This is a genomic window from Bacillus sp. B15-48 (assembly GCF_016879755.1).
Taxonomy (GTDB): domain Bacteria; phylum Bacillota; class Bacilli; order Bacillales; family Cytobacillaceae; genus Mesobacillus_B.
Window position 1 is genome coordinate 16,341 of record NZ_WOFU01000011.1, and the last position, 22,300, is coordinate 38,640.

Sequence of the window (22,300 nt, forward strand, 5' to 3'; positions counted from 1 at the left end):
TTGTATTCAACTAATAAAATGTTTTATGAATTAGTAACATTAAGATAATTTATAATGTGGATTTCTCTTTAAATCGGGGTGAAGCAAGGTACGTAAGGTCCTGGATTGTCTTGATCACCGCTTTGGATGAAAACCACTTTTACTCTTTGGTCAATATGCAATGTATCAAGGTCACAGTTGACCAAATTCGTCATCATTCTTGGACCTTCACCGAGCGTGACGAAAGCAATTGCATAAGGGACTCCTTTTCTCATCACACTATACGTGTAGATGCTTCCCGTACCCTTCGCTTCCTTCCATGTCGTCTTATCGCTCATACAGTATGGGCACAACACACGTGGATAATAATGATATTCACCACAAGACTCGCAGTGTTTAATGAATAGTTTTCCGTCTGCAGCGGCCTCCCAATATTCTTTATGTTCAGGATGAATTTCAGGAATTGCCATTTTTCTGGATTCATACAGAGTTGCCATTCTCTACACCCTCTCCAAAATCAATGTTGCACTGCCGTGACGGCTTGCAAGTCCGCCGCCTGTACCATGAACTAAGGCAAGGTCACAATTATTTACTTGCACCTCTGGATGTGTTTCTCCCCGTAGCTGTCGCACAGCCTCAATTACTTTTACAATGCCGCCTCGACTCGCTGGATGGTTATTATTTAACCCACCGCCATCAGTATTAATTGGAAGTTTCCCGACTCCAGAGATGAGGTTTCCGTCAGCGACGAATTTTCCTCCTTCGCCCTTCTTACAAAAGCCTAAATCTTCAAGTTGCATTAGCACAGTAATCGTAAAGCTGTCATAGATGGAGGCGTACTTAATATCTTGAGGTGTGACTCCAGCTTCCTCAAAAGCAGATGCACCCGACCATACAGCGCCGCTATAAGTAAGGTCTACTTTGCCTCCCATTAAGCCTTTAGGTGATTCTCCTGCACCGCGGACTTGAATAAGCGGGCGATTAAGACTTTTCGCAATTTCAGGACTTACTACTACTAACGCACCGCCGCCATCACTGACTACACAGCAATCTAATCGGTGTAATGGATCAGCAATCATCGGGGATTCAAGTACGTCTTGAACCGTTACAACATCGCGCAGCATTGCGTTTGGATTGTACTTGGCATGATGGGAAGCTGCCACTTTAACCCATGCAAGTTGTTCACTTGTCGTACCATATTCATGCATATGGCGCATTGCTGCCATCGCATATTCATTTACAGCAGTCGGCCCAAATGGAAGTTCAAATGGCGCATCAGGAACACCTGCACCAACAATCTTCTGTTTGACACCACTTCTACCTTCAGAACGAGGTCGCCCTCCCATCGTAATCAACGCTACATTACATTTCCCCGCGGCAATCGCCTGTACTGCGTGAGAAACATGAGCGATGTAGGAAGATCCACCAATATCTGTGCCATCAACATGACGTACATTAAGCCCTAAATAATCAACCATTGATAAAACCCCACCAGGTGCGTCACCACCACAGAAGTAGCCATCTACATCTGCGAATGAGAGCCCAGCGTCCTCTAACGCTCCCTTCGCACATTCTGCATGAATTGCTGCAACTGACTTGTCTGGGACTTTACGTAATGGGTGCTCAAATGCCCCAGCAATATAAGCCATTCTTTTAATACTCATCATCCTTACCCTCCCGTTACTATTGGTCAACCAACCATTTACGAAATCACTACACGTCACATTATGATTGAGGACTACGAAGCAAAGTCAGAAGGGAATTGCCTATATAGACATCATCACGGCACAAGGCTTTTCCCTTTCACAACGCTTTCGTTTTTTCGATTAACGAGATTCTTGGAATTCGAAGGCTTTGGCCGCTCTGGGTACTCTTGGTTCTTGCATCGTTAGGAAATCAGCAGGAGTCCGAACTAAAAGTTGTTCAAATACGTCGCTACTAACACCCGCTTTACGGAGATCTGGTAAAAACTCTTCAAAAAGATAGTTAACAGAATGTCCTTTTAACCCCGGCCACCCTAAAGCACAACAGTTCGCATCAGCCGAAATCACTGCACGATCTAAATGGCCATTATCTATAAATCGAAGGAAATGTTCCACGCGCTCTTGACGAGGACGTGACCAATATGGCGAATTTTCCATTTCCGTATCATAACCAATCGTATCAAAACCAACATATCCTCCGAGATTTGCAATCATCGAATCACGTTCTTCATCGGCATCCTGCCCAACGTCGGCATGCCCCATCAATACGCGGTTTAGAGGCAGTCCTTCCTCTTCAAATACATCAATTGCTGTTTGGGCATCTGTTGATAAGTGAGTAATAATCGGTACACCCGTTCTTACAGCCGCACGTGCAGCTGCCCGATAAATGCGTTTATCTAATTCACTTAATTGACCACCGCGGCTAACCCCTACTTTAACGGCACCTGCTTTGGCACCTGTATTGTCAATCCCCACCGTAATTTCATGGATGAATAAGTCCGTCAAATACTCAACTGGTTTGTTACGGAAATATGGCAAAGCAGAATCACCTGCTACAAAACCGGTAACCGCGATAATATGGACACCTGTTCGGCGCGATAGCACTTGAAAGTATTCAACATCACGGCCGTTTCCAATCCCCGTACAATCAACAAACGTTTTTCCGCCATGCTCACGGAAGCGGCGTAACTTTTCGATTGTCACTTCAAATGCCTCATTAGGTTGTTTCCACCATTTTGTATCTAAATCACAACCTGGCAAACCGAACCCAATATGCTCGTGCAACGCTGTGATTCCCAATTCCTCAGTAGCGATTGGGCCTAAAACTGTATTAACCTTCCCCATGATTGTTTCACTCCTCACCTTTGTTTTTACTCAAATGAAGCGATGTGCAAATTGAATTTTCATATATAAAATGAGTCTGTCTCGTAAACTTACCTTGCAACAGGGCTAAATAAATCGTTCCAGTTATAGTTCCAGCCTTTCATTTTTAGCTCTGCTTCGTCATCCACCGTTAGAACACGTTGAGGATTTTCTGCTAATAAAGTACGAAGTTGTTCATCTGTCAAACCAGCTTTGCGTAAAAGCGGCACGAACTTTGTCAATAAATAATCAAATTCGAGATCCTTTGCTTCGTGACCTTTAGCAACACCTACCGCATTCGTTGAAATCAGTACGCGTTCACCAAGACCTGCTTCAAATAATTCAACGATCAGTTGAACACGGTCTTCATCGTTTACATATCCGTCATTTGTCGACCATCCTACATGGTCAAGAGCCACGTTAGCCCCTCGTTCTGCGACAGCGAAAGCTTCCTTGCGGCGGACAGCTTCTTGACGATCCAAGCCCCCGATAATGACACGGTCAGGTGAAATCCCTTCCGCTACTATAATTTCTAAATCACCTGTAGCGTCCGCACCGTACTGTACAGATACAGCTACTCCTGTTTTAAGAGCAGCTATTGCTGAGCCCCGGAAAAGACTTTTTTCAATTTCAGCAATTCCACTTTGAGTTGCAATCGAAGTGACTATTCCTGCGAAACCAGAACGTTCAATACGAGGAACAGCGATTCCTTCGGTTATCTCTTTTTGAAACAACCCAGCGAATTGTTCTGCCGGCCATGGTGTGGGCGGATGTGTTTGTGGTGTCGTGAAGTATCCACTTAACATTGGCTCAGGCCCTAATCCGGTGGAGGCAATAATATGGACACCTGTTGTCTTTGAAAGAGTTTCATAAAGTTTTACATCACGGCCATGGAACATACCGGTACGATCAACAATCGTCTTTCCACCAGCACGACGAAAATCGGTCAGCTTTCTCTTTAAAATATCGAAGATTTCACTTTTATCCATATTAATTTCAGGGGCATATTCCGCTCCAGGAACGACAGACAGAAGTGACTCATGAATAAGCACAATCCCTAATTCATGAGCAGGTACGGACCCAAGAACTGTACGAACAACGCTCGACTTTTTTGTTTCTACATGATCTAGCATTTATAAAACCTCCTAACATTTTCTTTGGTTATTCCTCAGTAATATTTTGAAAAATCAACAAATTATTGAGCACTTCATTTATAATAAAAGAAATTAAACAAACCGGTCGGTCTAGTTATGGCAAAAGGGAACAATCCTTTACATTTCTACAAGCCATTCTCATTCCCTTTGCTTGAAAATAAGAGGACAAACAACAATTTATAAATGTAACCGTTTACTTTTATAAATGATGATTGTTATGGGATTTTTTGTTTCTAAAAACATATTATAATATTGTTATACCAATTGTCAATATTTTTATCTAAGTTTTCAAAAAATAATAAAAATTAACCGAATATGATTTATCAACATAATAATAGTTAAAATGATACTAGCTAGCCGATAGTTTCAAAATCAGTACCAACTCAAGTACCTCCTATCCTTTTCAACTTACACCTATAACTTAATTATAATACTTTTCGTTATTTTACTACAATTGAAAAGGCTTTCATTTTTGGAAAATACTTTTATAAAGAAAATAATGAATGCCGGTTTTTTAATTTTGCTATCGTTGCAGGCACTACTATTATGTATATTTTGTATGCCGGTTTATCCGAGTACTAGCATTAAGTCCCCTATAACTGGTGGATTTTTATTCCAAGTACTCGAATTAAGTACTTTTTACATGCCGGTTTAATCCGAGTACTTGGAATAATTCAAATTTACATTTACACTTTCATACAATTTAACTTAATTTTAGTGAAGGGTACATAATGGATGCAAAAACTTAAATACGCTGCCGAGCCATATGTATAAAAGTATTACTAGAAAAAATAATAATAAAGTCGAAGGTTTTCTTGTCACTCTGTCACATTGAACCTCAAACCTTCTATCTTTAATTGAACTATCAGTTAGAAATGGTGAAACTCCGAAAGAACGCAAGATTATGGACAAAAAATCACCCTAAGCCATGACAAGCTAATTGGGTGATTGACCGCTCTTTAGAGATCTAAAATAATTAAGTTTTATACTAATACTAATCAGTATATAAACAATAAATAGCTTTATTCTTTTATTACCCCATTCAATACCTTTTCAATCTCCTCTAAATCAAAAGCATTATATAGCTTCGCATACCATTGATGTACAAAGCAGGAACGGCTTCTACTCCAAAGTTTTTTGTATAATTGCGTGTGAGCGAAATAGGATCAGGGTTATGTTGTTCTATTTCCTCTATCCCAATGTTTATACCATATTCACCAAGTAAGGCTTGAACATATTCTTCTGTTCCCCAATTTTCGTTTTTCGCTTCTTTGATTGTATTTTGTGTATACATAATCTTCAACCTTACTATTGTCATTCGTTTTTGCTGAACTACTGGAATTGCTTTGGCATCCTGTCAAAAGTAAAACAATAGCTAGACCCAACAATATTATTCTTTTTAGATACATTTATTTCCCTCCACTTTTTTAATACTTTAGTTCGAGTAGTAAGTGAATTTATTAAATATAGTTTATGTGGAAAATGAGTGAATTTATTAGATGGAACCCAGCCCTCTTTTTGATGAAGGCTGGGTTAATTATAGAAGTTAAAATAAAAATTACTAGTTACTCAACTTTCGCACCGTTGCGTGTCTATAAGGGATTTCGCATGCTTACCCTTGGTTGGACAGATGGTGCCACATTTATCCCTATTGAATTTTCTATACATCTTCGAAAGTATTACCTTTCTAAAAATTTTTTTATGGAAATGTTATAAATGGTTTCATCCTTTTGTTTCTGTGATAGATAACGCATATTATTGTCTGCTATCTCTTTAGCACGGGAATCAAATACCAACTTTCTTAGTTTGAGCCCTGACCCGCGCCTTCGTCTACGCCGGCATGGTGGAACTGGACGGCGAGAAGATGTCCAAGTCCCTGGGCAACCAGGTGCTGGTGTCCCAATTGCTGCGCCAGGGCGCCGAGGCCGTGCCATCCGGACCGGACTGCTGTCTTACCGCCCCGACTGGGAGCTGGATCACTGAGCCGATCCGCTCATCACCTCGATCCCGTCGGCCACTCTCAGCTTGTCTCCTTCGATGCCATCGACGACGTTTTCGATTATGCTGAGGTCTTTCCCGGCATCTATCTTAATGCCATTAGCGGCCTGTCGAATGACGTTATGCTCGATTCTGATGCCTGAGGGGATTCCTTTGCCTCGCCCGTCAGTACCGCGGTCCTTACTGAGCCGGATAGCCCAGAATTCGTCGGTCCCTCCAGTGATGCGATTACCTTGCAGTTCCGTTCCCGGCGCATTGCGGACCTCGATGCCGACCTTCGAATCCTCCCCGGCTGTGATCCTGTTGTCCTCGATGAGGGTATCAGGAGTTCCCAGGATGACGAGGATTCCCTGACGGTTTCCAATCAGATCGTTGGAGTGCACCCAGTTTCCAGGTCCTGAGGCGTCGTGCTTGTTCTTTGCCCCGCCGGAATTGCCCAGTGCGATGCCCGCCCGTTGCCCGCCGATGACCGTGTTGTTCCGGATCTCGTTCAGGTATTCACCCTCGCCATGCAAGTCGATGGCATCGAGATGGCTGCCAACGATGGTGTTCTCCGCCACGAGATTATTGTGCGTTGGGAACTGCAACAGAATCGCGTGCCGCAGATGTCTGCCATCGAATGTATTGCCAATGACGACGTTGTGCCGGGAATCGTTGGGAGCATCCGGGTCACGTTGATCCCTTGAGCCCTCGATCGCAATGCCGTAGCCCTGTCCTCCGGGACCGACGGCAGTTGCCTCACTGATGTAGTTTCCAGAGAGGGTCACTTCACGGCTGGCCTTGACTGAGATACCGTGGCGCTCGAACTTGCGGATGTTCAGATTTTCCACCAGGACGCGGGAGCTAGCCTGGCCTTCGTGGGCTCCGAGATAGATCCCGTACATCGGGCCCCCACTCGCGTCTCCGTCTTTCGTGTCGTCGCCAAGTGGACCCTCATAACGGGAGGTAATGGTAAAATCAGCGACGATGACGTCGTGGACGCCAGAGCCACGGATCACCCGGCTGTCATCCTCGCCGTCGAGGGAGGTCAGTAGCACAGTTCGCTCCTGGCCCTCACCACGCAGATCCACGCCGCTACGTAACACGATGTTCGCCGACTCGTCGGCCGGGTCAGTGGAGCGCAGGTCATACGTTCCGGCCGGCAGCAGGACCTCGTCACCCGGTTCGGCCGCTTCAAGAGCCGCCCGGATGGCTGGTGCGTCGTCTTGTGAGTCCGGATCCGGATCTGCCCCGAAATCAGTGACGTCCAGGGTCCTGCCAGTGGCTGGACCCGGCGTCGGCACCTCAATCGGCGCGCCGGACCGGTCCACCAAGCCGGGGTCCTGCCAGTCGCCATGCTCGGACGGGGCGGTTTCCACGGTGTCATCGCTCCCGACCGGCTCTTCGGATTCCTCGACGGTGCATGCAGTCAAGAGGACCACCAGGCCAAGAACCACCCACCACGAATTCGCCAAACCTCGCCGACTGTTCCGAACTGATTTCTTCATCAAATTTCTCACGTCCTTTCTGGGTTTTTTCCGTCCCTTTCGTCGCCCATGGAGACAACGAGAAAAGCGGTGAGCCCACTCGCTCACCGCCTTTGGGATGTTTCGACGACCTCTACCAGGTCGACGGCATCATCCCATGACCAGGGGACTACTGCTTAGAGTTCCCCTTGCCCTTGTTGTTGCCTTTGCCGTTATCCTTGTCGAGTTTAAAGTTCAACGGGATATCCTTTTCCAACGGTGTGTCTGCCGAGGAACCACCGACATGCACGCGGTACTTTCCGTCAGCAGTTGCCCACTCGCCGTCAGCCCAGTTCGCAAGGTTGTCCGGTTCTTCCGGAATGAAATAGGAGAACGGGTGGTTGGAGTCAGCATGGTTAATCCGTAGAGTCACTCGCTCGCTCTCACCAGGCCCAAGGTCAACTTTCTCGAAGTTGACGAGTCGCTTGGCCGGCTGCCCCGCCTCATCCGGAAGTGTTAGGTAAACCTGTGCTGCTTCTTTACCAGCAACGTCACCGGTGTTCGTGATCGTGAAGGACACTTCAATACCGGATAATGAGCCGTTATTGCCTTTGCCTTTACCGCGAACCTGCATCACTTTAAGGTCGTCATATTCGAAGGTCGTGTACGACAAGCCATATCCGAATGGGAAGACCGGCTTCACGTTATTTGCCTCGTACCAGCGGTAGCCCATCTCAAGACCCTCTGTGTACTTGGCGATTAACTGGTCGGAACCGTCACCATACGGACCTGGGCCACCTGGCTTACCAGTGTCTTGACGCGTTCCAGGGTACTGCTCCTCAGTCGCGAATGCAGCTTCACGCTCAGTTGCACCAAACGTCATCGGCAGCTTGCCCGACGGATTGACTTTACCGTAGAGCAAGTTGGCAACAGCATTGCCATCCTCCATACCTGGGAACCAAGCCTGAAGAACTGCAGGTACTTCATCCAACCACGGCATGAGCACCGTACCGGAAGTCTTCAGGACCACAACAGTGTTTGCCGCATTAGCTTCCATAACAGCATCGATCATCGGCTCCTGCTCCACCCAGTCCTCACGGTCCTTGTGTGTATCGAGGTCGATAGCTGGGAAGCCAAGGGTATCACGGTCCACGGTCTCATGCGGGTTGTCGCCAACCATAAGCAGCACAACATCGGACTCAGCGGCCAGCTTGGCAGCAGCCTCCAGATCACGTCCATCGTTGTACGTTACTTCAGTGTCATAACCTAGCTCCTCTATGACGTTCTCTAGTCCCTCTTGTGGAGTGACCGTGTAAGGAGCTTCAACGTTCTCGTTGTTGTCCCGAACGGAGCGCGGTGACATCTTAGCCTCACCAGCGAACCACTCAACGCCGATTAGCGCAATCGACTTCGGCTCACCATCCAGTGGCAAGAAGTCGTTATCGTTCTTCAACAGCACCGACCCTTCCTCAGCCATCTTCAGTGCGCTTGCACCGTTTGCCATCGGATTGACGATTTCCGGCAAGAACTTGTCGTAAGGCTCATCCATATGGCCGTACTCAATCATCTTGATGTAGCGCGGACGCAGCAGATTGTCGATGTCTTCCTCGGTTACAGCACCCGAGTCAAGGGCATCCTGGATTTTCTCCTCAGTGTAGTACTGTGGTGCCCAGTCTAGCTCGACATTCGTGCCCGCCTTGATGGCAGCAACCGTGTCGTGAATCGCGCGACGGTCACTCATGACATAACCTTCGAAGCCCCAGTTGCCCCTTAGTGCATCTTGGAGCAATTCAGAACTGTCACAGGCAAAGGTGCCGTTGACATCCGGGAATGAGCACATCACGGAAGCTGGGTCAGCATCCTTGACGGTCATCTCGAATGGCAGCATGTACAGCTCGTTCATGGCCTGTGATGGAACCTGAACACCCATCGTCCAACGCTCGGTCTCTTGCTCATTGCCGGCTAAGTGCTTGAGCTGTGCCTGTACTCCCTGATCCTGAATACCCTTGACTTGCTCGGTCGCCAGAATCCCCGTTAGGTACGGATCCTCACTGAAGTACTCATAGTTCCGGCCATTATACGGGTGACGTACGAGGTTCATGCCCGGTCCGAGCAGCACGTGATGTGCGAAGGCCCGTGTCTCCTCGCCGAGGATTCGGCCGACTTCATAGTTCAACTCGCGGTTGAAGGTCGCAGCCATCGCAAGGGTGGACGGTAGGCCCGTCGCTTCCGGGTCATTGCCACACGATCCGCCTTTCACACCCGTACCACCGTTGGTCATACGGATTGTGGGGATGCCCAGTTCTTCGATCCCACGGATTTGTCGGCCAGTGTCCTGCCACTCACATCCAGGCAGGGTACCTTGGGGCGCGAATTCACCGTTCTGGTACTTACTAGTACCGCCCTTATTAATAACAACCGTCTCACCCGTGTCATTCTCATTGAAGCGCGAGATGGCGATTTGCTGGATCTTCTGTTCCATCGTCATCGCATCGAGAAGCAGCTCGGTGCGCTCTTCAGCAGAGAGCTGGGTGTTCATCCAGGGCATGGTCCCTTCCGTTCCACCGTTCTCCGCATTAACAGGAATGACTAACGTAGAAATAAAAATTATTGCTGTCAAAAAAATTGAATTCATTCGTTTTATCATCTTATCTCTCCCTAACTATTTATTTTCCTATTAGTATTGAAATAATCGTTTTATCTTCTAAATCTCCCCCCACTGCTGGTATACTAGTATATTAGTATAGAGAAAAAATATTACGATAGTATTTACGGTTAATTACAATGCAATAACAAATATCACGAGATTAGTAATGCTCCTAAAGTACTGAAAATGATATTCAAACACTGTAGTAAGGAACGATAACAAAAACAACGAGATTAGTAATGGTTTCAAAGTCCTAAAATACTATAGCAGGAAATAATTTGCCAAATAAACAATCAAAATAAATAAAATCAAATGAGCATGATACTTCATTATTCTAAACATACTGAAACAAAGAACTCTTGTTGAAACGAAGGGCAAACAATTACTTCAAACCCCTAAAACGGCAACGTCAAGACGAGTTATTAGCGTTGATGAAGAAAAACTTAAAAAACTGAAAAAATGACGTACAGCAATTAAAGGATTATGAACGTTTAAACTATGCGTCATACAGAATTCGAGCCAATTACCATTCATGGATTACGATATACACATGCATCATTACTTTTTGAAGCTGGTGCAAGTATTAAAGATGTACAAGTCCGTTTGGGACATAATGACACTCAAACAACCATGAACATCTATTCCCATACCACAAATGCAGCGAAAGAAAAGGTGGCGCATCTATTTAAAAACTTCATGGATTTTTGAAAAGGGTATTCAATCCATTTCTTAACGTAAAAAAACCCTCTCCCAAAAGTTTGGGAAAGGGTTTGAACACGTTGATATAACAACGATATTAACGTTTTGAGAACTGAGGTGCACGACGAGCGCCTTTAAGACCGTATTTTTTACGTTCTTTCATACGAGCGTCACGAGTTAATAATCCTGCACTCTTAAGAGTTGGACGGTACTCAGGGTCTGCTTGTAGTAACGCACGAGCGATACCGTGGCGAATTGCACCAGCTTGACCAGTGTAGCCGCCGCCATTAACGTTGACAAGAACGTCATAAGCACCAACTGTTTCAGTTGCTACTAGAGGCTGTTTAACTACCTCACGTAGAGCTGCGAATGGGATATAATCTTCAATTTCACGATTGTTAACGATGATTTTGCCGTCACCAGGAACTAAGCGAACTCGTGCAACAGAGCTCTTACGACGACCTGTTCCAATATATTGAACTTGTGCCAAGTAAATAACCTCCTTATTAATTATCCGCGAAGTTCGTAAACTTCTGGTTTTTGTGCTTGATGCTGATGCTCTCCACCTGCATATACGTGAAGCTTCCTGAACATTTGGCGACCTAAAGAGTTCTTTGGAAGCATCCCTTTGATTGCTAGCTCAAGCATTTTTTCAGGGTAGTTTGTACGCATTTCAAGAGCCGTTCTTTGCTTTAAACCACCTGGGTGCATTGTATGACGATAGTAAATTTTATCGTTTATTTTATTACCAGTCAATTCAATCTTTGAAGCATTAAGGATGATCACATGATCTCCAGTGTCTACATGTGGTGTAAATGTTGGTTTATGTTTACCGCGTAAGATGGATGCAACTTCGCTTGCAAGACGACCAAGTGTTTGGCCTTCCGCATCAACTACGTACCATTTACGCTCGATATTCTTGGCATTAGCCATAAATGTTGAACGCATGAGTGTCCCTCCTATTAATAAATCGATTCAGTCAATCTTAAAGTCATTGATATATTTACACAGATAAGTTCCGGGGCTCATCAGTGGCATTAAAATACCATACCAAAACATGATATAACTTTATAAAGCGAATGTCAACACCAGGATTCGTTGTCATAGATTTTTTTTGAAAAAGGAATGGAACGAAACAGGCTACTTAGGATTTAATAGAATACTTCCCATAAATAGAGTCCATGACCTGGTGCAGTTTTGCCCGCATAACGCCGATCTTTTCTTTCAAGAATGCTTCTTACACTAGCAGACTCTTTTTCTCCGCTGCCAACCTCGAGTAGAGTTCCAACGATAATTCTTACCATATTATATAAAAAACCATTGCCTACAAAACGAAACACTAAAAGTCCCTTTTCTTCAAATAACTCAATCGTATCTAAAGTTCTAACTTTATCATCAACTTCTGTCTTTGCTGAACAAAAACTTGTAAAGTCATGAGTACCGACTAAAAGTTGTGCCGCTTCCTCGATTTTCGAAATGTCAATGGAATAAGGAAATTGGTATGCATACTTCCGCAAAAACGGATCTCGTTGTTTCGACAAATGAACAAAATAGCGATATTCCTTCCCAATCGCTTCGTAACGCGCATGAAAGTCATCTAAGGCTTTTTCTGCCTCTAAGATGACAATATCGTCAGGGAGGATGGAATTAAGTGCAATTGGCCACCGATCTTCAGGCATAGACAAAATCGTGTCAAAATGAATGACCTGTCCCTTCGCATGGACACCAGCATCGGTCCGGCCTGATGCATGAACCCTCACACTTTGCCCTTTATGGAGTTTAGCCAATGCCGCTTCAATTTCACCTTGAACGGTCCGTTTATTTGGCTGTACTTGATAACCTGCATAGCCAGTACCATCATATGCAACCTTACATTTTATTCTCATAGACAAACCCTCTTATCCTCTAAATACAACTAATAGCGAAGCAACTGCCATTAACATCACAATCATTCCAGTATCCGCTAGTGCCCATGTTAGCTGGCGGTATTTCGTTCTGCCTTCTCCGCCTTTATACCCCCGTGCCTCCATAGCGACAGCAAGCTCCTCTGCCCGCTTAAATGAACTAATAAATAACGGAATTAAGAGCGGGACAATCGCTTTTAAACGTTCTTTAATCGGGCCGCTCGTATACTCTACCCCTCTTGCCGTCTGGGCTTTCATAATTTTATCCGTTTCCTGCATTAACGTCGGGATAAAACGAAGGGCAATTGACATCATTAAGGCCAGTTCATGAACCGGAAAATTGATTTTTTTTAACGGCCCTAGAAGCCTTTCTAATCCATCCGTAATTTCGATTGGAGTTGTCGTAAGGGTTAATAAAGAGGTAATGAGTATAAGCAAGAAGAATCTCATTGAGATGAAAATCCCTTGTCTTAGTCCTTCTTCATAAACCGTAAACCACCCAAATTGGAAAATAATCGTGCCTTCTCTCGTTAAAAAAAGATGAAGGAAAAATGTAAAAACCACTAACCAGAGCACTGGTTTTAATCCAGTAATTAAAAACCGCAGTGGGATTTTTGATAAGGCAGCCATTAAAAATGTATAAAGGGCTAAGATTGCATAAGTTACTATATTGTTGGCGAGGAAAACAATCCCTACAAACAGAAATACAATAATCAATTTCGAACGAGGATCCATTCGATGAAGCAAGGAATCGGCTGGAACAAAACGGCCGATAATCATTTTTTCCATCATTGTGCGACCCTCCGTTTCAAAAAGCCCGCAATTGCTTCCGTTAATTCATCCTCAGTTAGACAGATTTTCTCGAATTTTGTACCGAAGGTTTCCTCGACCTTCATCTGAAAGCGAATAACATCAGGAACATCAAGTCCATGAGCAATTAATTGTCCCGGTTCAGAGAAAATCTCGATCGGTTTTCCTTTTCGTAACACCGTTCCACTATGCATAATGACAATTTCATCCGCATAGATTGCTGCGTCTTCCATACTATGAGTGACAAGTACGGTCGATAACCCTCGCTCCTGATGAAGGCGATAAAATAAATCCATAATTTCCTTTCGCCCACGAGGATCAAGACCTGCGGTAGGTTCGTCTAACACGATACATTCTGGTTCCATCGCAAGGACACCAGCGATCGCCACACGCCTCATTTGTCCTCCTGATAGGTCAAATGGGGATTTTTTTAGAATATCTTCAGAAAGACCTACTTGCTTGATTGCGACTGCTGCACGCCTCTTTGCTTCCCTTTCAGAAACTCCAAAATTAAGTGGACCAAAACAAATATCTTTCTCAACCGTCTCTTCAAAGAGCTGATGTTCCGGAAACTGAAATACGATTCCAACCTTTTCACGGATTCCTTTAAGATTTTTTTCTTTTCGATCTGCTTTTATTTCACGGTTGCCAATGAGAACCGAACCTTTTGTCGGCTTCAATAACGCATTTAAATGCTGAAGGACTGTGGATTTCCCAGAACCTGTGTGCCCGATGATTGCCGTATAACTGCCTGAAGGAATATCAATGGAGACGTCTGAGATCGCAAGACGTTCAAATGGGGTATTGGCCGAATAACGATATTCTACATTTTTAAGTGAGATGTCCATAGCGCTGCCACCAACTCTTCTTCTGTTAAATAGTGTTTATCGATCGTGACCCCTTTTTCCGCTAACTTCTTACTTAGTTTTACTGGAAACGGAATATCAAGGCCAAGCTCTACTAACTCTTTATCCATTTGGAAAATTTCCTTCGCAGTGCCTTCACGATAAATCTCACCTTGATTCATCACGATAATGCGGTCTGCTCTTGCTGCTTCTTCTAAGTCATGCGTAATTGAAATAACAGTGATGTTCTCCTCTTCCTGCAGCTTCATGATTATATCAATCACTTCCGCTCTTCCTCTAGGGTCGAGCATTGAAGTTGCTTCATCAAGAATGATAATCGATGGCCTTAAGGCGAGGACACTAGCAATCGCCACACGTTGTTTCTGACCTCCAGAAAGATGATGTGGTTCTTGATCGAGGAAATTAGCCATATTTACTTTTGTTAACGCATCAACCACTCGTTCCGCCATGATTTCAACCGCAACGCCATTGTTTTCAAGGCCAAAAGCGACATCATCTTCGACCGTTGTTCCGACAAATTGATTGTCTGGATTTTGAAAAACCATGCCAATTTTCCGCCGAATATCCCAAACTGTTTCCTCTGAAAGCAATAATTCATCGACTTCAATCGAACCTTCTACTGGAAACTGGAGTCCGTTTAATAATCTCGCAAGTGTCGATTTTCCAGAACCGTTATGGCCAACAATTGCAAGCCATTCCCCTTGATAGATTTCCATGTTCACCTTATTTAAGGCCAGCTTTTCTTGCGAGTCGTACTGAAAGCTTACATCTTTTAAAACAACAAGAGGTAATTTCACAACTTTCCTCCTCTCTCCTCAACTACTCTAGCTAATCTCTGCATCAGTCTTTTAAATTCAGGTTTAAACTATACGAAATGATTGAACAAGTGTAAGAAAAATCAGTAGATTTCCAATAAACCGCTGGATACAAAAAAAGCCTGCACCTCTCTCCAGCGGAATAATCATTTCCGCAAAGAACTTAAACATCCAACATTTGGATGAGGAGGAGGTGCATGAGCTAGACGAGACATAAAAACAGTTGTATAAAGTGAAAGCATCGAAAATATACACTGTCAGCCACCGACTAGATGACTCAATGCTTTATGCTCATCATAACGCTCGGTTTTGGCTTGTTCTTCGTATTAAATAGAGTATAAACTTTTTAAAAAAAGGGGATGAAACAAGTTTGTATAAACTGTCCATCGCCCTTGCTGTGAGTTGTTGGTTATTAAACTAGTTCAATAATAACCATTGGTGCACCGTCACCACGGCGTGGTCCAAGCTTCATAATACGAGTGTATCCGCCTTGACGATCTGCGTATCGTGGAGCGATATCAACAAATAACTTTTGAAGAGCATCTTGATTCTCTTCTGCATTTGCTACTTCATTACGAACCCAAGCTGCTGCTTGACGGCGTGCATGAAGATCACCACGTTTCCCTAAAGTGATCATTTTTTCAACGACTGAACGAAGCTCCTTAGCACGAGTTTCAGTTGTTTCGATTTTCTCATTGATGATTAGATCTGTTGTTAAATCACGTAGCATCGCCTTACGCTGGGAACTTGTACGTCCTAACTTTCTGTATCCCATGAGTGTTTCCCTCCTTTTTTGGCTAATAAGAAAGTATCATGTTTACTTTTCTACTTTCTCAACACATATGTGTAACTCCGCTTCTGTCATCGCCCAAAGGGGATTGCCAATTCGCGAGTTTTCTTTAAAAGTAATGGCTTTCTTACAGTAACAGTAAAATGCCTAGTTAACCGCAATTAACTAGTCATCCTTACGTAAGCCTAAGCCTAGCTCCTCTAGTTTTGCTTTTACTTCTTCTAAAGATTTTCTACCTAGGTTGCGCACTTTCATCATATCTTCCTCAGTCTTATGAGCAAGCTCTTGAACCGTGTTGATACCTGCACGCTTTAAGCAGTTATATGAACGGACAGATAGGTCAAGTTCTTCAATGGTCATTTCTAGAACTTTTTCCTTCTGATCTTCTTCTTTTTCAACCATGATTTCTGCATTTTGTGCTTCATCAGTTAAACCAACGAATATATTTAAATGCTCCATCAAAATTTTAGCACCAAGAGCTACAGCTTCTTGAGGCCCATTGCTTCCATCTGTCCAAACGTCAAATGTTAGCTTATCAAAATTTGTCATCTGTCCTACACGAGTATTTTCAACTTGATAGGAAACTCGTGAAACTGGAGTATAGATGGAATCGATTGGGATAACCCCGATTGGTTGATCTTCTCGTTTGTTTTGAACAGCAGGTGTATAACCCCGTCCTCTTTTCGCAGTAAGTCGCATTCTAAGTGAACCTTTGCTAGAAAGAGTAGCAATATGAAGATCCGGGTTTAGTATCTCAACATCACTATCATGGGTAATATCGGAAGCTTTAATTACTCCTTCTCCCTGCATATCAATTTCAAGAGTTTTCTCATCATCAGAGTAGATTTTTAACGCCAGCTTTTTAATGTTTAGAATGATTGTCGTAACATCTTCTACTACACCTTCAATCGTCGAGAACTCATGAAGAACTCCATCGATTTGAATAGCTGTAACAGCAGCGCCTGGAAGTGAGGATAATAGGATACGACGTAAGGAGTTACCCAAAGTTGTACCATATCCACGCTCAAGCGGTTCTACGACAAACTTGCCGTATTTGGCATCATCGCTGATCTCAACCGTTTCGATTTTTGGTTTTTCTATTTCGATCATCAAATATACCCTCCTTCAAAACGTCGAAACCCCGGAAAGATAAATCGTTCCGTAAGTCCCCATGTATACGTTCCCGTATGCGCACAACAACTTGACTATTTTCCGGATAAAATTTTTGTATCATATCCCATTATAGACAGTGATACAAATTCTATACAGAAAATTTAAACACGGCGACGTTTTGGTGGGCGGCAACCGTTATGAGGAACTGGAGTAACGTCTCTAATAGCAGTAACTTCTAGTCCAGCAGCCTGAAGCGCACGAATTGCTGCTTCACGACCAGCACCTGGGCCTTTAACTGTTACTTCAAGTGTTTTCATGCCATGTTCCATAGATGTTTTTGCTGCCGTTTCTGCTGCCATTTGCGCTGCAAATGGAGTAGATTTTCTTGATCCTCTAAAACCTAGTGCACCTGCACTTGACCATGAGATAGCATTCCCATGAACATCTGTAATTGTAACGATTGTATTATTGAAAGTTGAACGAATATGCGCAACTCCAGCCTCAATATTCTTTTTGACGCGGCGTTTACGTGTATTAGTTTTACGAGCCATTTAAATGTTGACCTCCTTTACCGATTATTTTTTCTTGTTAGCTACAGTTTTACGAGGGCCTTTACGTGTACGTGCATTGTTCTTTGTGTTTTGTCCACGAACAGGCAAACCACGACGATGACGTAAACCACGGTATGAACCAATTTCCATTAGACGTTTGATGTTTAAGGATACCTCACGACGAAGGTCACCTTCAACTTTTAGTTTATCAACGATTTCACGAATTTTATTTAATTCGTCTTCCGTTAAATCGCGTACACGAGTATCTACTGAAACACCCGCTTCTGCAAGGATTTTCTCAGCAGTTGGTCTGCCGATTCCAAAAATATATGTTAAAGAAATAACCACACGCTTTTCACGTGGAATATCTACACCAGCAATACGTGCCATATTACAGCACCTCCTTCAAAATTATCCTTGTTTTTGTTTATGTTTAGGGTTTTCACAGATCACCATTACTTTCCCTTTTCTGCGAATGACTTTGCATTTTTCACAGATAGGCTTAACCGATGGTCTCACTTTCATTACTATAACCTCCTTGATAGTACGGAGCAACCAGTTTATTTGAAGCGGTAGGTAATTCTTCCGCGAGTTAAATCATAAGGAGAAAGCTCAACTGTTACTTTGTCACCAGGTAAGATACGGATAAAATGCATCCGGATTTTCCCGGAAACATGAGCTAAAACTGTATGACCGTTCTCTAGTTCTACCTTAAACATGGCATTCGGCAACGTTTCAATTACTGTACCTTCAATTTCAATTACATCATCTTTTGCCATCGAATATCGTCTCCCTTCTTCACGTCATATGCGTATACAAACGGGGCATTCGTCAACCTTTTGATTATAACATAATTGACTTCTATCCGTCTGCTAAAGATAACTAGCAATCACACTAGCTAAATATGGACTTCGAACATAAAGCTGAAGCTCTATTCTTGCCCGATTCCATAGCCGACATACTCCCGCGCAACTTTAAAGTCGTTCGTTTCCACATACGGTTGAATAGAATGGGAGATGTTCGATCGTCATTTATCTGGGATACTGAACACCCTCGATTTTGCAGTTTCTCACTAATTAGAGAATTTGTGCAAACAATCATTCATGTAAACTCCTAAGCAAATCTTCAATTACAGCAAATACGACATTAATATCTTGCTGGCCGTTGATATTGCGTAAGGAACCCCTATCTTCATAGAAATTCAATAAAGGTTTCGTTTGCTGGATATTAACTTCCAATCGATTTTGAACAGTTTCTGCATTATCATCTGCACGTTGATAAAGCTCACCGCCACAACGATCACATACTCCATCTTTTGCCGGTGGATTGAACTCTAGGTGATAAGTAGCGCCGCATTCTTTACAAATTCTACGTCCAGTTAGTCGTTCTAAAAGAATGCTTGAATCTACATCAATGTTAATGACGTAATCAATTTTTTTACCTAGTTCTGAAAGCATATTTTCAAGTGCCTCAGCCTGAGCAACTGTACGAGGAAATCCATCTAGGAGGAAACCTTTTTCACAATCAGGTTTGCTTAGGCGTTCACGTACAATTCCAATCGTAACCTCATCTGGAACAAGGGCCCCTTGATCCATAAAAGATTTGGCCTTTAAACCTAGTTCCGTTCCATCCTTGATAGCCGCACGGAACATATCTCCCGTTGAGATATGAGGGATGTTATATTTTGCCACCATTTTTTCTGCCTGCGTACCTTTACCAGCACCAGGCAGCCCCATTAGTACTAAATTCACATGAATTCCCCCCAGTATCTAATGTAGGTTTAGGGAACCCCCGTCCCCTAAATCCTTATTTAATAAAACCTTTATAATGTCGCTTAACCAGTTGGCTTTCAAGCCTCTTCATTGTATCAAGTGCAACACCAACAACAATCAATAATCCAGTACCGCCAATCTGCACGCTTTGTGGCAAACCAGCGATTTTTATAAAGAATACCGGTAAGATTGAAATGACTGCTAAGAAGATTGCTCCAACAAAAGTAAGTCGGTATAGAACTTTCGTTAAATACTCTTGCGTATTATTACCTGGACGAATTCCAGGTACATACCCGCCTTGATTCTTTAAGTTTTCTGCAACTCTTTCTGGGTTGACTTGGATAAATGCATAGAAATACGTAAAGGCAACGATTAAAGCAACATAGATGATCATCCCAACCGGTCGGGTGTAATCAAATGTATTTTGAATCCAAATCGTCACATCATTCGTACCAAAGAACTGTGCAATCGTTGGCGGAGTGATGATAAACGAGATGGCAAAAATGACAGGAATGACGCCTGCAGCATTAACTTTTAATGGAAGATGGGTATTTTGACCACCAACAGAGTTATTCCCTGCAGAAACACGTTTTGCATATTGAATTGGAATTTTCCTTAACGCTTCTTGTACGAAGATAACTCCAACGATAATTGCAATAACCGCAAGAACAATTAGAGTAATCGTAAGAATACGCAAGAATAAAGCTTCTCCAGCACCTTCAATTTGCTGTGCATAGATTTGATTTACAATCGTTGGTAAACCGGCGACAATCCCAGCAAAGATAATGATGGAAATCCCATTTCCAGCACCTTTTTCTGTGATTTGCTCACCTAACCACATAAGGAACGCAGTCCCAGCAGTTAAAACCGTTGCAATAATTAAGAAGTTTCCAATACCTGTATTTGTGATCAACAGTCCACCAGCCATATTGTTAAAGCCATAGGACATACCAAAAGCCTGAATAAAACCGAGCACAATCGTAAAATAACGTGTAAATTGCGCTAACTTTCGACGACCTACCTCACCTTGTTTAGACCATTCCGTAAACTTTGGTACGACATCCATTTGTAAAAGTTGAATAATAATGGATGCAGTGATGTACGGCATGATCCCCATTGCGAAAATAGAAAAGTTTTGTAGTGCACCGCCGCCAAAGATATTTAGCACTCCAAATACACTCATATCATCTTGTGCTTTTAATATATCTGAATTCACTCCTGGTACCGGAATAAAGGCACCAAGGCGAAAAACAATCAACAATAAAAGGGTGAAGAGAATTTTCTTTCTGATTTCACCCACGCGCAATAAATTGGAGAATGTTTTAAACATTAAACCACCTCAGTTTGACCGCCGGCAGTTTCAATCGCCTCTTTTGCTGCAGAGGAGAACTTATGGGCTTTAACAGTTAACTTTTTCTCCAAGTTACCTTTAGCAAGAATTTTTATTCCTGCAAGTTCCTTTTTAACAAGTCCTGTTTCCACTAATAGTTCTGGAGTAATTTCTGTTCCATCTTCAAAGCGGTTTAGAGCGTCTAAGTTCACAACAGCATATTCTTTACGATTGATATTTGTAAATCCTCGCTTAGGTAAACGTCTAGCAAGAGGTGTTTGACCACCCTCAAAACCAGGACGTACGCCGCCACCAGAACGAGCATTTTGACCTTTATGACCTTTTCCGGCAGTTTTACCGTTACCAGAACCGATTCCACGGCCTTTACGCTTACGCTCTTGACGAGAACCTTCAGCAGGTTTTAATTCGTGAAGTTTCATGTTTGCACCTCCTATTCATTAAAAGATTAATTACTTTTCGTTCACCGTAACTAGATGAGACACTTTGTTAACCATACCACGAATGGCAGCATTATCTTGATGCTCAACAGTTTGATTTAATTTTTTTAATCCTAGAGCTTTAACTGTTTCACGTTGATCTTGTGAACGTCCGATCACGCTACGTTTGAGGGTAATTTCTAATTTATTAGCCATTTGATTTCCCTCCTTATCCTAACAGTTCTTCTACTGATTTCCCGCGTAACTTTGCTACGTCTTCAGCACGTTTTAATTGTTTTAAACCTTCAAGAGTGGCACGAACCATATTGATTGGTGTGTTCGTTCCAAGAGATTTCGAAAGAATATCACCAACACCTGCCAACTCTAATACGGCACGAACTGGTCCACCTGCGATAACTCCTGTACCTTCATAAGCTGGTTTAAGTAGAATCTCCCCAGCACCGAAGCGTCCGATTACTTCATGCGGAATGGATGTACCTACCATTGGTACGAGTACTAAGTTTTTCTTTGCATCTTCGATTGCCTTACGGATAGCATCTGGTACTTCCTGTGCTTTTCCAGTACCGAAACCAACGTGTCCGTTTTTGTCACCAACAACAACTAATGCAGTGAAACGGAAACGACGTCCACCTTTAACAACCTTAGCAACACGATTTATGGTTACTACGCGTTCTTCTAGTTCAAGTTTGTTTGGATCAATGCGACGCATCTATTTATGTCCCTCCTTTTTACATTAAAATTGTAAGCCGTTTTCACGAGCAGTTTCTGCAAGAGCTTTAATACGGCCATGATATAAATAACCACCACGGTCAAATACTACTTCACTAATGCCTTTTTCTACAGCGCGCTTAGCAACTATTTCTCCGACCTTTTGCGCAGCTTCAAGGTTACAAGTAGATTCAAGGTTGATAGCTTTATCTATAGTAGAGGCACTCGCTAGAGTTACTCCATTTACGTCATCAATTAATTGAGCATAAATGTGTTTGTTTGAACGAAACACATTTAAACGAGGACGAGCTGCAGTACCGCTGATTTTAGTCCGGACACGCGCATGGCGTTTACGGCGTACAGCGTTTTTATCAGCCTTCGTAATCATTTGCGTCACTCCTTTCGTTTATCTTAA

Annotated in this window: 26 protein-coding genes and 1 pseudogene; 2 read left to right on the plus strand and 25 right to left on the minus strand. The window is 43.2% G+C overall.

Going from position 1 to position 22,300, the window contains the following annotated elements; translation table 11 throughout:
- Positions 1-68: 68 nt before the first annotated feature.
- From GNT69_RS21985 to GNT69_RS22005, 5 genes are all read right to left on the minus strand, one after another.
- On the minus strand, positions 69-476 hold the full coding sequence (locus GNT69_RS21985) for a Zn-ribbon domain-containing OB-fold protein (RefSeq protein WP_203557142.1): 408 nt from the start codon (positions 474-476) through the stop codon (positions 69-71).
- A gap of 3 nt (positions 477-479) precedes the next feature.
- Entirely contained in the window at positions 480-1,646 is a 1,167-nt protein-coding gene (locus GNT69_RS21990) for a thiolase domain-containing protein (RefSeq protein WP_239094407.1), read from the minus strand.
- A gap of 159 nt (positions 1,647-1,805) precedes the next feature.
- Positions 1,806-2,807, minus strand: coding sequence for a phosphotriesterase family protein (locus GNT69_RS21995; protein WP_203557143.1), 1,002 nt, complete (start codon positions 2,805-2,807; stop codon positions 1,806-1,808).
- A gap of 89 nt (positions 2,808-2,896) precedes the next feature.
- Complete coding sequence (locus GNT69_RS22000) at positions 2,897-3,958, minus strand: phosphotriesterase family protein (RefSeq protein WP_203557144.1); 1,062 nt, start codon at positions 3,956-3,958, stop codon at positions 2,897-2,899.
- Between the two features lie 1,084 nt (positions 3,959-5,042).
- The gene (locus GNT69_RS22005) at positions 5,043-5,273 is read right to left on the minus strand and encodes a thioredoxin domain-containing protein (RefSeq protein ID WP_203557145.1); all 231 of its coding nucleotides are present in this window, start codon (positions 5,271-5,273) and stop codon (positions 5,043-5,045) included.
- Positions 5,274-5,792: 519 nt separating this feature from the next.
- Here GNT69_RS22005 and GNT69_RS26115 point away from each other — a divergent pair.
- Positions 5,793-6,047, plus strand: coding sequence for a hypothetical protein (locus GNT69_RS26115; RefSeq protein WP_343206547.1), 255 nt, complete (start codon positions 5,793-5,795; stop codon positions 6,045-6,047).
- Here the strand turns inward: GNT69_RS26115 and GNT69_RS22015 are convergent.
- Both GNT69_RS22015 and GNT69_RS22020 read right to left on the minus strand, forming a co-directional pair.
- Complete coding sequence (locus GNT69_RS22015) at positions 5,956-7,464, minus strand: right-handed parallel beta-helix repeat-containing protein (protein ID WP_239094410.1); 1,509 nt, start codon at positions 7,462-7,464, stop codon at positions 5,956-5,958. The genes GNT69_RS26115 and GNT69_RS22015 overlap by 92 nt on opposite strands.
- A 148-nt stretch (positions 7,465-7,612) precedes the next feature.
- Entirely contained in the window at positions 7,613-10,069 is a 2,457-nt protein-coding gene (locus tag GNT69_RS22020) for a beta-glucosidase (RefSeq protein WP_203557147.1), read from the minus strand.
- A gap of 519 nt (positions 10,070-10,588) precedes the next feature.
- Between GNT69_RS22020 and GNT69_RS22025 the strand changes: the two are divergent.
- Positions 10,589-10,777 (plus strand): annotated as a pseudogene (locus tag GNT69_RS22025) (tyrosine-type recombinase/integrase); the annotation flags it as partial.
- 88 nt (positions 10,778-10,865) lie between these two features.
- Here GNT69_RS22025 and rpsI read toward each other — a convergent pair.
- The 18 genes from rpsI to rplR all read right to left on the minus strand — a co-directional run bounded on the left by rpsI (position 10,866) and on the right by rplR (position 22,273).
- On the minus strand, positions 10,866-11,258 hold the full coding sequence (gene rpsI / locus GNT69_RS22030; RefSeq protein WP_203557149.1) for a 30S ribosomal protein S9: 393 nt from the start codon (positions 11,256-11,258) through the stop codon (positions 10,866-10,868).
- A gap of 20 nt (positions 11,259-11,278) precedes the next feature.
- Positions 11,279-11,716, minus strand: coding sequence for a 50S ribosomal protein L13 (rplM, locus tag GNT69_RS22035; protein ID WP_203557150.1), 438 nt, complete (start codon positions 11,714-11,716; stop codon positions 11,279-11,281).
- 203 nt (positions 11,717-11,919) lie between these two features.
- Positions 11,920-12,654, minus strand: coding sequence for a tRNA pseudouridine(38-40) synthase TruA (gene truA / locus GNT69_RS22040; RefSeq protein ID WP_203557151.1), 735 nt, complete (start codon positions 12,652-12,654; stop codon positions 11,920-11,922).
- A gap of 12 nt (positions 12,655-12,666) precedes the next feature.
- On the minus strand, positions 12,667-13,464 hold the full coding sequence (locus GNT69_RS22045) for an energy-coupling factor transporter transmembrane component T family protein (RefSeq protein WP_203557152.1): 798 nt from the start codon (positions 13,462-13,464) through the stop codon (positions 12,667-12,669).
- Complete coding sequence (locus GNT69_RS22050; RefSeq protein WP_203557153.1) at positions 13,461-14,330, minus strand: energy-coupling factor ABC transporter ATP-binding protein; 870 nt, start codon at positions 14,328-14,330, stop codon at positions 13,461-13,463. Before GNT69_RS22050 ends, GNT69_RS22045 begins: the two co-directional genes overlap by 4 nt.
- Complete coding sequence (locus GNT69_RS22055; RefSeq protein ID WP_203557154.1) at positions 14,306-15,145, minus strand: energy-coupling factor ABC transporter ATP-binding protein; 840 nt, start codon at positions 15,143-15,145, stop codon at positions 14,306-14,308. The genes GNT69_RS22050 and GNT69_RS22055 overlap by 25 nt, the downstream gene beginning before the upstream one ends.
- A gap of 430 nt (positions 15,146-15,575) precedes the next feature.
- Positions 15,576-15,938: a 50S ribosomal protein L17 gene (rplQ, locus tag GNT69_RS22060; RefSeq protein ID WP_203557155.1), complete on the minus strand. Its 363-nt coding sequence runs from the start codon at positions 15,936-15,938 to the stop codon at positions 15,576-15,578.
- 180 nt (positions 15,939-16,118) lie between these two features.
- Positions 16,119-17,063 carry a DNA-directed RNA polymerase subunit alpha gene (locus GNT69_RS22065; protein WP_203557156.1) on the minus strand — a complete coding sequence of 315 codons (945 nt, stop codon included), beginning with the start codon at positions 17,061-17,063 and terminating at the stop codon, positions 16,119-16,121.
- A gap of 164 nt (positions 17,064-17,227) precedes the next feature.
- Positions 17,228-17,617, minus strand: coding sequence for a 30S ribosomal protein S11 (gene rpsK / locus GNT69_RS22070; RefSeq protein WP_071458971.1), 390 nt, complete (start codon positions 17,615-17,617; stop codon positions 17,228-17,230).
- A 24-nt stretch (positions 17,618-17,641) separates the two neighbouring features.
- Positions 17,642-18,007, minus strand: a complete 366-nt coding sequence (rpsM, locus tag GNT69_RS22075; RefSeq protein ID WP_203557157.1) for a 30S ribosomal protein S13 — start codon at positions 18,005-18,007, stop codon at positions 17,642-17,644.
- 21 nt (positions 18,008-18,028) lie between these two features.
- Positions 18,029-18,142 (minus strand): 50S ribosomal protein L36, encoded by a 114-nt coding sequence (rpmJ, locus tag GNT69_RS22080; RefSeq protein WP_003156543.1) that lies wholly within the window; start codon positions 18,140-18,142, stop codon positions 18,029-18,031.
- 35 nt (positions 18,143-18,177) lie between these two features.
- A complete protein-coding gene (gene infA / locus GNT69_RS22085; RefSeq protein WP_009791305.1) occupies positions 18,178-18,396 on the minus strand; it encodes a translation initiation factor IF-1 in 219 nt (72 codons plus the stop codon).
- Between the two features lie 318 nt (positions 18,397-18,714).
- Positions 18,715-19,368 (minus strand): adenylate kinase, encoded by a 654-nt coding sequence (locus GNT69_RS22090; protein WP_203557158.1) that lies wholly within the window; start codon positions 19,366-19,368, stop codon positions 18,715-18,717.
- Between the two features lie 55 nt (positions 19,369-19,423).
- Positions 19,424-20,719 (minus strand): preprotein translocase subunit SecY, encoded by a 1,296-nt coding sequence (gene secY, locus GNT69_RS22095; RefSeq protein WP_203557159.1) that lies wholly within the window; start codon positions 20,717-20,719, stop codon positions 19,424-19,426.
- Positions 20,719-21,159: a 50S ribosomal protein L15 gene (rplO, locus tag GNT69_RS22100; protein WP_203557160.1), complete on the minus strand. Its 441-nt coding sequence runs from the start codon at positions 21,157-21,159 to the stop codon at positions 20,719-20,721. Before rplO ends, secY begins: the two co-directional genes overlap by 1 nt.
- Before the next feature lie 30 nt (positions 21,160-21,189).
- Positions 21,190-21,372 (minus strand): 50S ribosomal protein L30, encoded by a 183-nt coding sequence (rpmD, locus tag GNT69_RS22105; protein ID WP_203557161.1) that lies wholly within the window; start codon positions 21,370-21,372, stop codon positions 21,190-21,192.
- A 13-nt stretch (positions 21,373-21,385) separates the two neighbouring features.
- Positions 21,386-21,886 carry a 30S ribosomal protein S5 gene (gene rpsE / locus GNT69_RS22110; protein ID WP_203557162.1) on the minus strand — a complete coding sequence of 167 codons (501 nt, stop codon included), beginning with the start codon at positions 21,884-21,886 and terminating at the stop codon, positions 21,386-21,388.
- Between the two features lie 24 nt (positions 21,887-21,910).
- Entirely contained in the window at positions 21,911-22,273 is a 363-nt protein-coding gene (gene rplR, locus GNT69_RS22115; RefSeq protein WP_203557163.1) for a 50S ribosomal protein L18, read from the minus strand.
- Positions 22,274-22,300: the final 27 nt, after the last annotated feature.